At 71.0% G+C, this 10,724-nt stretch carries 8 protein-coding genes; all 8 read left to right on the forward strand.

The window, feature by feature from the left end; genetic code table 11:
• A partial coding sequence (gene ligA / locus VN520_RS13085) for an NAD-dependent DNA ligase LigA (protein ID WP_325747066.1) occupies positions 1 to 1,414 on the forward strand: 1,414 nt, incomplete at its 5' end.
• Positions 1,415 to 1,719: 305 nt separating this feature from the next.
• Positions 1,720 to 3,861 (forward strand): bifunctional diguanylate cyclase/phosphodiesterase, encoded by a 2,142-nt coding sequence (locus VN520_RS13090; RefSeq protein ID WP_325747067.1) that lies wholly within the window; start codon positions 1,720 to 1,722, stop codon positions 3,859 to 3,861.
• A 132-nt stretch (positions 3,862 to 3,993) separates the two neighbouring features.
• Entirely contained in the window at positions 3,994 to 4,290 is a 297-nt protein-coding gene (gene gatC, locus VN520_RS13095; protein WP_014153935.1) for an Asp-tRNA(Asn)/Glu-tRNA(Gln) amidotransferase subunit GatC, read from the forward strand.
• A 5-nt stretch (positions 4,291 to 4,295) separates the two neighbouring features.
• Positions 4,296 to 5,798: an Asp-tRNA(Asn)/Glu-tRNA(Gln) amidotransferase subunit GatA gene (gene gatA, locus VN520_RS13100; RefSeq protein ID WP_325747068.1), complete on the forward strand. Its 1,503-nt coding sequence runs from the start codon at positions 4,296 to 4,298 to the stop codon at positions 5,796 to 5,798.
• Entirely contained in the window at positions 5,795 to 6,037 is a 243-nt protein-coding gene (locus VN520_RS13105; RefSeq protein WP_325747069.1) for a hypothetical protein, read from the forward strand. The genes gatA and VN520_RS13105 overlap by 4 nt, the downstream gene beginning before the upstream one ends.
• A 16-nt stretch (positions 6,038 to 6,053) precedes the next feature.
• Positions 6,054 to 7,562 (forward strand): Asp-tRNA(Asn)/Glu-tRNA(Gln) amidotransferase subunit GatB, encoded by a 1,509-nt coding sequence (gatB, locus tag VN520_RS13110; RefSeq protein ID WP_325747070.1) that lies wholly within the window; start codon positions 6,054 to 6,056, stop codon positions 7,560 to 7,562.
• A gap of 243 nt (positions 7,563 to 7,805) precedes the next feature.
• Complete coding sequence (locus tag VN520_RS13115; RefSeq protein ID WP_325747071.1) at positions 7,806 to 9,917, forward strand: phosphocholine-specific phospholipase C; 2,112 nt, start codon at positions 7,806 to 7,808, stop codon at positions 9,915 to 9,917.
• Between the two features lie 230 nt (positions 9,918 to 10,147).
• Entirely contained in the window at positions 10,148 to 10,702 is a 555-nt protein-coding gene (locus VN520_RS13120) for a GNAT family protein (RefSeq protein WP_325747072.1), read from the forward strand.
• Positions 10,703 to 10,724: the final 22 nt, after the last annotated feature.

Genomic DNA, 10,724 nt, shown 5'->3' on the forward strand with positions numbered 1-10,724 from the left:
GCCGACCGCCAAGCACAACAAGGTGGTCCGGTCCCTGGACGAGGTGCGGGAGTTCATCGCCCACTTCGGCGAGAACCGGCAGTCGGTCGAACACGAGATCGACGGCGTCGTCGTCAAGCTCGACGAGATCCCGCTCCAGGGAAGACTGGGCTCCACCTCGCGCGCGCCCCGCTGGGCGATCGCCTGGAAATACGCGCCCCAGGAGGTCAACACCAAGCTGGTCAACATCCGGGTCGGCGTCGGACGCACCGGCCGGGTCACGCCGTACGCCCAGGTCGAGCCGGTCGAAGTGGCGGGTTCCGAGGTCGAGTTCGCCACCCTGCACAACCAGAACGTGGTGAAGGCCAAGGGCGTCCTCATCGGTGACACGGTGGTGCTCCGCAAGGCGGGCGACGTCATCCCGGAGATCCTCGGTCCGGTCGTCGACCTGCGCGACGGCAGCGAGCGGGAGTTCGTCATGCCGTCCGAGTGTCCCGAGTGCGGGACGGCACTGCGGCCCATGAAGGAGGCCGACATCGACCTCCGCTGCCCCAACGCCCGCTCCTGCCCCGCCCAGCTGCGGGAGCGCCTGGCCTATCTCGCCGGCCGTAAGTGCCTGGACATCGACCACTTCGGCTATGTGGCCGCCGCGGCCCTGACCAAGCCGCTGGAGCCCGCCGAGCCGCCGCTGCTGGACGAGGGCGACCTCTTCGGTCTGACGGTGGAACAGCTGCTGCCCATCCGGGCGTACGTCCTGGACGCGGACAGCGGACTGCCCAAGCGCGACCCGAAGACGGGCGAGGAGAAGATCGCCACGGTCTTCGCCAACCAGCAGGGCGAGCCGAAGAAGAACGCCCTCGGCATGCTGGAGGGCATCGCGGCGGCGAGGCAGGCCCCGCTCGCCCGTATCCTCACCGGGCTCTCGATCCGGCACGTCGGGCCGGTGGCCGCCGTCGAGCTGGCCAGGCAGTTCCGGTCCGTCGACCGGATCGACGAGGCGACCGAGGAGGAGCTCGCCGCCGCGGACGGGGTGGGCCCGATCATCGCCGCCTCGGTCAAGCAGTGGTTCGCCGAGGACTGGCACCGCGAGATCCTGCGTAAATGGCGGGCGGCCGGCGTCCGGATGGAGGACGAGGGCGCGGGCGAGGACGAAGGGCCACGACCGCTGGAGGGGCTCACCGTGGTGGTCACCGGCACCCTGACCGCGCACACCAGGGACGGCGCCAAGGACGCCCTCCAGAGCCGCGGGGCGAAGGTCACCGGATCCGTCTCGAAGAAGACCTCCTTCGTGGTGGCGGGCGACAACCCGGGTTCGAAGTACGACAAGGCGATGCAGCTGAAGGTGCCCGTCCTCGACGAGGAGGGCTTCGCCGTGCTCCTCGGACAGGGGCCGGACGCGGCCCGGGAGGCCGCGGTCCCCGCCGAGCAGACCTGATCGAGGCGCGATCGATATGTGGACGACGCGTGGTCATGGGCGACGGGGGAAGTAAGCGGACGAGGCGGACAGGAGGGAGCCGGAAAACCCGGTCCGCATCACTCGTTCGGCGTATGTCGGACGGTCAGGAGAGCCGTAACCGCATTCGGGCAAGAGCTGCAGAGCGCTGCCCGCGGGGGCCCTCGTCGGCCTACTGTTGAGCGAGCACCTGCCGTGCCCGGCCGCGTGGTGGGATTCGGGTCGTGGTGGCATGGGAGCGGGGGCCACCGTGGGACATCGGCACCGCAGGCTGTGAGAGGGACGGAATGAAACCGACCGAGAGCGCCGCACCGGTGTCGCGGCTGCAAGGTTTCGCGGGCCTCACGTCCAGGGTGGGTGTCGTCGTCGTGGCGGTCGCCGCCCTGCAGCTCGCGACCGGGTTCTACCGGACGGTCCACGACGGCCGCGCGCTGTTCCCCGCCGGCACCGCGGGCTGGTCGCTCGCCCTGCTCACCGGAATCATCGTGGGCCATCTGGTCGCCCTGGGACGCGACCGCTGGTGGGGCGGCACGGGTTCCGGCGCCGCCCTCACTCTCGCCGTCCTGCTCCTCTACGGCTGGGTCGCCGCCGGACTGGTCAGCCTCGTCGTCGTGGTGCTCGTCGGTTCGGCCCGGCGTCACCGGTGGTGGCAGGGGCTGCTCCACGGAGCCGTGGACATACTCGGCATCGGGGCGGCCGCACTCGTCCTGTCCGCCTTCGGCGACGTGCCGAGCGTCGAGACGCCCTGGCGGCCTCTCCACTGGGGCGTCGGCGCCGTACCGGACGTGCTGCTCGCCGCCGCCGCGTATCTCCTCGTCACCCGCGTCCTGTTGTGGTACGCCAGGGCGTCCCAGGGCGGCGGGCTTCCGACGATCGCCCGCACCGCGCTGTTACGCCAGGGCCTCGTGGCGGTCGCCCTGCTCGGCATCGCCCCGTTGATCTGTGTGGTGGCGTCGGCCAAGCCCGTGCTGCTTCCGCTCTTCGCCGTCCCGCTGATCGCCCTGGACTCCACGCTCTGGATCGCCCGCGCACGGGCCGAGGAGCAGCTGAGGGACCCGCTCACCGGCCTGCCCAACCGCCAGTGGCTCCTGGAGCGGACATGGGCGGCCCTGGAGGAAGCCGAGGGCACCGGCACCCGGTCCGCGCTCGTCCTCATCGACCTCGACCGTTTCCGGGCCGTCAACGACACCCTCGGCCATCTCGCCGGGGACCGCCTCCTGCTCCAGATCGCGGAACGGCTGCGGCTCGCCCTGCCACGTGGTGCGGAGGCCGCGCGGCTCGGCGGCGACGAGTTCGCCGTACTGCTGCCGGCCGCGGACTCGATCACCAGCGCCCAGCGCATCGCCCGCAGCCTCGTCGCCGGACTCTCCTCGCCCCTGGGCCTGGACGGGCTGACGCTCGTGCTGGAGGCGAGCGCGGGCGTCGCCGTCCACCCCGACCACGCACTGGACGCCGAAGGGCTGCTGCGGCGTGCGGACGTGGCCATGTACCAGGCCAAGCGGGACCGCACGGGCGTGGAGGTCTACGAGTCCAAGCGCGACAGCAACACCCCGGACCGGCTCGGCCTGCTGGGCGACCTGCGGCGTGCCCTGGACGCCCGCGAGGTGGAACTCCACTACCAGCCCAAGGTCCGGTTCGACGGCCAGGTCGCCGGCCTGGAAGCACTGGTGCGCTGGGTGCACCCGGAGCGCGGGCGGGTCCCCCCGGACGAGTTCATCGCGATCGCGGAATCCTCCGGACTCATGCCCCACCTCACCGAGTACGTGCTGGAGACCGCGCTGGCCCAGGTGGCCCGGTGGCGGTCGCAGGGGCTGTTCGTCCCGGTCGCGGTCAACGTCTCGCCGCGCGACGTCCACACCCCCGGCTTCGCGGGCAGTGTCGCCGCACGGCTCGCCCGGCACGGGGTCCCGGCCGGCGCGCTGCAACTGGAGATAACCGAGCACGTCCTGCTGGAGGACCCCCAGCGGGCCGCCGACACCCTGGCGGCACTGACCGCGCACGGGGTGAAGATGTCCCTCGACGACTTCGGCACCGGCTACTCCTCCCTCGTCCATCTGCGGAAACTGCCGGTCAGCGAGCTCAAGATCGACCGGTCGTTCGTGGCGCGGCTGGCGGTGGACCACGAGGACGCCGAGATCGTCCGCTGCACCATCGACCTGGCCCACTCGCTCGGGCTGATCGTCGTCGCCGAGGGGGTCGAGGACGACGAGACCTGGGAGCGGCTGCGCGACCTGCACTGCGACGCGGTGCAGGGATGGCTGGTCGCCGCCGCGATGCCCCCGCAGGAGACGACGGCCTGGCTCCGGGCGCGGGGTGAGCACGGATGGCGGCGGCCCGCGGAGCGGAAGGCCACGGCTGCGGCGCTGCAGCCCGAGGTGGAGCAGCAGCGCCCGGCCGGCCGGGCGGTGTCCGGCCCGGCGACGGCCTGAAGGCGGCACGGGCCCACCCGGCGACCGTTTTGTCCTCAATCGCCGGACGGGCCCGGTCCACGCGCCGCAGAGGCCTCCGGCGACCCCATAGGATTGGGCCAAAACCACACACCAACCCCTGAGGATCGCTGCATGCCTGGCATCACGCGCGAGGAGGTCGCCCACCTCGCCCGGCTGGCGCGTCTGGAGCTGAAGGGCGAAGAGCTCGAACACTTCGCCGGTCAGCTCGACGACATCATCGGCGCGGTCGCCCGCGTCTCCGAGGTCGCCGACCAAGACGTACCGCCGACCTCCCACCCGCTGCCGCTGACCAATGTCATGCGGGCGGACGAGGTCCGTCCGTCGCTCACCCCCGAGCAGGCGCTCTCCGGCGCCCCGGCCCAGGAGCAGCAGCGTTTCAAGGTGCCGCAGATCCTGGGGGAGGACTAACAGCCATGACGGACATCAGCACCATCATCAAGCTCACCGCGGCCCAGATCGCCGAGAGGATCGCCTCCGGCGAGCTGACGGCCGTCGAGGTCACCGAGGCCCACCTGGCCCGGATCGACGCCGTGGACGAGAAGGTCCACGCCTTCCTGCACATCGACCGTGAGGGCGCGCTCGCGCAGGCCCGCGCCGTCGACGCCAAGCGTGAGGCCGGCGAGAAGCTCGGCCCGCTGGCCGGTGTCCCGCTCGCGCTCAAGGACATCTTCACCACGCAGGACATGCCGACCACCGTCGGTTCGAAGATCCTCCAGGGCTGGGTCCCGCCGTACGACGCGACCCTCACGAAGAAGCTGAAGGCGGCCGACGTCGTCATCCTCGGCAAGACCAACATGGACGAGTTCGCCATGGGGTCCTCCACCGAGAACAGCGCCTACGGCCCGACCGGCAACCCCTGGGACCTCACCCGCATCCCGGGCGGTTCCGGCGGTGGCTCCTCCGCCGCGCTGGCCTCCTTCGAGGCCCCGCTCGCCATCGGCACGGACACCGGCGGCTCCATCCGCCAGCCCGCCGCCGTCACCGGCACCGTCGGCGTCAAGCCCACCTACGGCGGTGTCTCCCGCTACGGCATGGTCGCCTTCTCGTCCTCCCTCGACCAGGGCGGCCCCTGCGCCCGTACGGTCCTGGACGCGGCGCTGCTGCACGAGGTCATCGGCGGACACGACCCGCTCGACTCGACGTCCATCGACTCGCCCGTCCCGCCGGTCGTGGAGGCCGCGCGCAACGGTTCCGTACAGGGCATGCGCGTCGGTGTGGTCAAGCAGTTCACGGGCGAGGGCTACCAGGCCGGAGTGGTCCAGCGGTTCGACGAGTCCGTCGAACTGCTGAAGTCCCTCGGCGCCACGATCGTCGAGCTGGACTGCCCGTCCTTCGACCTCGCGCTCTCGGCGTACTACCTGATCGCGCCGTCCGAGTGCTCCTCGAACCTGGCGCGCTTCGACGCCATGCGCTACGGCCTGCGGGTCGGCGACGACGGCACGCGCTCCGCCGAGGACGTCACCGCCCTCACCCGCGAGGCCGGCTTCGGCGACGAGGTCAAGCGCCGCATCATCCTCGGTACGTACGCGCTCAGCTCCGGCTACTACGACGCGTACTACGGCTCGGCGCAGAAGGTCCGTACCCTCATCACCCAGGACTTCGAGAAGGCGTTCGAGCAGGTGGACGTCATCGTCTCGCCGACGACGCCCACCACCGCCTTCCCGATCGGCGAGCGCGCCGACGATCCGATGGCGATGTACCTCGCGGACCTGTGCACCATCCCGACCAACCTCGCCGGCAACTCCGCCATGTCGCTGCCCTGCGGCCTGGCCCCGGAGGACGGCCTCCCGGTCGGACTGCAGATCATCGCCCCCGCCATGAAGGACGACCGGCTGTACAAGGTCGGAGCAGCCGTCGAGGCCGCTTTCGTGGAAAAGTGGGGGCACCCGCTGCTTGAGGAGGCTCCGTCACTATGAGCGCAATGGCTAAGAAGGCCAAGAACTTCAAGTCGTCCAAGTCCGGCGTGTACGTGTCGCTGGGCACCACCGCTTTCGGCGCGCTCAGCGTCGTCAAGCAGGCGAGGATGGCCCGCCAGGACAAGGACACGCTGCGGCTGATCGACGCCGCCGTGTCCGCCGCCGCGATCGTGACCGGACTCGCGATCCTCTACCGCGAGCTCAAGCGTCTCGGCGACGACGACGTCCTGCTGGGCTGAGAGGGAAAGTTTCATCGTGACTGTCATCGACCTGGAGTCGTACGAGGACGCCCTCGCGGCGTACGACCCCGTCATGGGCCTCGAGGTCCATGTGGAGCTCGGCACCAGGACCAAGATGTTCTGCGGCTGCTCCACCGAGCTCAAGCAGGACGCGAACTCGCAGACCTGCCCGGTCTGCCTCGGACTGCCGGGCGCGCTGCCGGTCGTCAACGAGATCGGCGTCGAGTCCGCCGTCAAGATCGGCCTCGCGCTGAACTGCGAGATCGCCGAGTGGTGCCGCTTCGCCCGGAAGAACTACTTCTATCCGGACATGCCGAAGAACTTCCAGACCTCCCAGTACGACGAGCCGATCGCCTTCGACGGCTATCTGGACGTCCAGCTGGAGGACGGCGAGGTCTTCCGTGTGGAGATCGAGCGCGCGCACATGGAGGAGGACACCGGCAAGTCGACGCACGTCGGCGGCGCCACCGGCCGTATCCACGGCGCCTCCCACTCGCTGCTCGACTACAACCGCGCGGGCATCCCGCTCATCGAGATCGTCACCAAGCCGATCGAGGGTGCCGGCGCACGCGCCCCCGAGGTCGCCAAGGCGTACGTCGCCGAGCTCCGTGAGCTCATCAAGGCGCTCGGCGTCTCGGAGGCCCGGATGGAGATGGGCCAGATGCGCTGCGACGTCAACCTGTCGCTGCGCCCCCACGGCACCGAGAAGTTCGGCACGCGCTCCGAGACGAAGAACGTCAACTCGCTGCGTTCCGTCGAACGCGCCGCCCGCTTCGAGATCCAGCGCCACGCCGCGGTCCTGAAGTCCGGCGGGACGATCGTGCAGGAGACCCGGCACTTCCACGAGGAGGACGGCTCCACCACGGCCGGCCGCATCAAGGACAACGCCGAGGACTACCGCTACTTCCCCGAGCCGGACCTGGTGCCGGTCGCCCCTTCCCGCCACTGGGTCGAGGAGCTCCGCAAGGGGCTTCCCGAGCTGCCCCGGCTGCGCCGCAAGCGGCTGAAGGAGGAGTGGGGTGTCAACGAGCACGACATGCAGTCCATCCTCAACGCGGGCGCGGTCGACCTGATCGTCGCCACGACGGACGCGGGCGCTCCCTCCGACCAGGCCCGCAAGTGGTGGATGGGCGAGCTCGCCCGTAACGCCAACGAGACCGGCCGCAGCCTGGACGAGCTGCCGGTCACCCCGGCGCAGGTCGCCCGGGTGGCAGAGCTGGTCGCCTCCGGTGACCTCAACGACAAGCTGGCGCGCCAGGTCCTCGAAGGCGTCCTCGCGGGCGAGGGCGACCCGGACGCCGTCGTCGAGAAGCGCGGCCTGAAGGTCGTCTCCGACGAGGGCGCGCTGGGCACCGCCGTGGACGAGGCCATCGCCGCCAACGCGGCGATCGCGGACAAGATCCGCGGCGGCAAGGTCGCCGCGGCCGGTGCGCTGGTGGGCGCGGTCATGAAGGCCACCCGCGGTCAGGCGGACGCGGCGCGTGTGCGTGAGCTGATCCTGGAGAAGCTCGGCGTCGAGGGCTGATCCCCGGCACGCCCTGGGGGCGGTGCACCCGTCGACCGGGTGCACCGCCCCTTTTCCGTACCGCGAGAGCCTGGGACCGGCCGGCAGATGACGGGCGGCAGATGTGCGTGCCCAGCCCCGCGACGCCGCCCACCGTGTGCCGGCCGGTCGGAAGGACGTTCACCGCCAGTCCGTACGGCGGTCTTCCCGCCGCCACCCGGCGTGATTACTTTCCAGCCGTAGACACGGAATCGGGAGGCTCACTTGACCACGGACATGTCACGGCGGCGGCTCTTCGCGCTCGGGGGCGGCGCCCTCGGCGCCGCCGCGGCGGAATCGTTCCTGCCCCCGTCGCTCCAGGCGGCGATCGCCGCACAGCCCGTGGCCGACCGGTCCGGTGGCGCGGGGCTGGACGCCGTGGAACACGTGGTGATCCTGATGCAGGAGAACCGTTCCTTCGACCATTACTTCGGAATGCTGCGCGGGGTACGCGGCTTCGGCGACCGCAACGCGATCGAACTCCCCTCCGGCAGGCCCGTCTTCGAGCAGCCCGGACCGCTGGGCACGACCGTGCTGCCGTTCCCCGTGCGCGAGGCCGCCGAGGCGCAGAAGAAGGACCTGCAGTACATCGGTGACCTCGACCACTCATGGAGCGGTGGCGCCAGGGCGTGGGCCGGTGGCTGGATGAACGGCTGGGTCACCGCGAAGACGGCCGCGACCATGGCGTACTACGACCGCGGCGACATCCCGCTGCACTACGAACTCGCCGACACCTTCACGGTCTGCGACGCCTACCACTCCTCGATCCACACCTCCACCAGCCCGAACCGCAACCACCTGTGGAGCGGGAAGACGGGCGACGAGCCGAACGGCAAGCGGGCCGTGGGCAACGACGCGTACAGCGAGGGCACCCACCCCGGATACGACTGGGGCACGTACGCCGAGCGGCTGGAGAAGGCAGGGCGGAGCTGGAGGACGTACACCGAGTGGGAGAACTTCACCGACAACCAGATCGAGTTCTTCACCACCTTCAAGGCCATCGCCCGCAAGGCCCTGGCGAGGACCGACGGCCATACGTACATGGAGTCCTTCTACGCCACCGTGCGCGACGCGGACGGAGCCGCCGAGCGCGAGCGGCTGCTGGGCCTCCTCGACGAGGGCGTCGCCGGTCTGACGGCGGCCGAGCGCAGTCTGTTCGAGAGGGGACTGCGCCGGGTGGAGACGGGCACGCTCGCCGACGAGTTCGCCAAGGACGTGGCGGCGGGGACGCTGCCCGAGGTCTCCTACCTGGTCCCGTCGGCGGTGGACTCCGAACACCCGAGCGTCTCCTCGCCGGTGCACAGCGCGACGATCGTCTACAAGATCCTGGACGCACTCGGCAAGCACCCCGACGTGTGGCGGCGCACGGTCGTCCTCATCAACTACGACGAGAACGACGGATTCTTCGACCACGTGCCGCCGCCGGTGGCACCCGCCGAGGTGACCGAGGAGCAGTGGGAGGGCAAGCCCACCGGCCTCGGTGTGCGGGTCCCGCTGCTGGTCGTCTCCCCGTGGTCGGTCGGCGGATACGTCTGCTCCGAGGTCTTCGACCACACCTCCGTGATCCGCCTCCTGGAGCGCTGGACGGGCGTGGAGGAGCCCAACATCGGTGCCTGGCGGCGACAGGTCACCGGTGACCTCACCTCGGCCTTCGACTTCACCCGTACACGGCGGCAGCCCGGGACGGAGCGCCCCGCCGCGATCCCGGCGTTCGGCGGACGCTGGCGGCCGGAGCCGCCGGCCGTCCAGCAGATGCCGGTCCCTGAGGCGGGCGTCCGCCCGGCCCGGCCCCTGCCCTACCAGCCCGACGCGCAGGCGAAGCGCGTGGACGGCGGGCTGCGGCTGGACCTCAGCAACACCGGCAGGTCGTCCGCGCACTTCACGCTCTACCCGTACGCACGGGAGTTCGCCGCTCCGCAGCACCGGGACGTCAGGGGCACGGCACGGTGGACGGTGCCGCTGACCGGCGAGGCGTACCGCTTCACGGTCACCGGCCCGAACGGCTTCAGGCGTGAGTTCGAGGGAGCCTCCGACGGCGCCGCGGAAGTCTCCTCCCGCATCGACGCCCACGAGCGGGACGTCCATCTCACGCTGCGCAACAACGGCAGGCGGACGCTGACCTACACCGTGCGGCCCCTCGGCTACGTCGACGAGGACGACCTGCGGGACTGGACGCGGACGGTCAAGGTCAAGCCGGGGCGCAGCCGTACGGTCGTGCATTCGGCCGCCGACGCCCACGGCTGGTACGACCTGGTGGTGACGGCCGACGAAGCGGGCTCCTTCCGGCGGCGGCTGATGGGCCACATCGAGAACGGCAGGGCGAGCGTCTCCGGCTGACGGGGGAGGAGGGGGGCAAGGGGTCGTGCGGTGCCGGCCGCGCGGTGGGGCCCGGGGCGCGAACCGGTGGCTGCCCGCCCGGCCGGGCCGGCTGCTCCCGCACCTCGGCACCGAGCCGCCGGACCACGCGGCACCACGTGCGAGGATTCCGGGAAGACGCACCGCCGGGTCCGGCCGGACCGTCGCGGAGCGCGTCCACCGGGACGTCTCGAAGACCGAGGAGAGCAACTGTGTTCACCGTGTCACTGGGGGATGACGGGGCGGAGCTCCGCCCGCTCGAACCCTGGCAGGCGGAGGAATTCCTGGCTCACATGGACCGGGCGCGCGATCTCGTCGATCCCTGGATCCCGTTCGCCGCGGCTGCCACGGACCTCGCCTCCGCCCGCGCACTGCTCCAGCGGTACGCGGACAAGCAGGCGGCCGACACCGGTCGGCTCCACGGCATCTGGCTGGACGGCACGCTGGTCGGCGGTGTCCTGTTCCGGATATTCGAGGCGGAGACCGGCACCTGCGAGATCGGCTGCTGGCTGGAGCCGGCCGGCCAGGGGAGGGGCCTGGTCAACCGTGCGTCCAGGGTGCTGATCGACTGGGCCGTCGACGTACGGGGGATGCACCGGGTGGAGTGGATCGCCTCCGCAGCCAACACCCGCAGCGTCGCCGCGGCCCAGCGGCTGGGGATGACCCGTGAGGGAGTGCTGCGGGAGGCCTACCCCTACCGGGGCAAGCGCCACGACCAGGAGATCTGGGCGGTCCTGGCCTCCGAATGGCGCAAGGGGCGGGGCTGAGGCGCCCGGTGTTAAGGAGGTT

Origin of the sequence: Streptomyces sp. (assembly GCF_035563135.1) — a bacterium.
GTDB lineage: Bacteria > Actinomycetota > Actinomycetes > Streptomycetales > Streptomycetaceae > Streptomyces.

Excerpts from the sequence above, each read along its gene's own strand:
- gatC (WP_014153935.1), top strand. The coding sequence starts at position 3,994 with ATGCCTGGCATCACGCGCGAGGAGGTCGCCCACCTCGCCCGGCTGGCG.
- VN520_RS13090 (WP_325747067.1), top strand. The coding sequence starts at position 1,720 with ATGAAACCGACCGAGAGCGCCGCACCGGTGTCGCGGCTGCAAGGTTTC.
- VN520_RS13105 (WP_325747069.1), top strand. The coding sequence starts at position 5,795 with ATGAGCGCAATGGCTAAGAAGGCCAAGAACTTCAAGTCGTCCAAGTCC.
- gatA (WP_325747068.1), top strand. The coding sequence starts at position 4,296 with ATGACGGACATCAGCACCATCATCAAGCTCACCGCGGCCCAGATCGCC.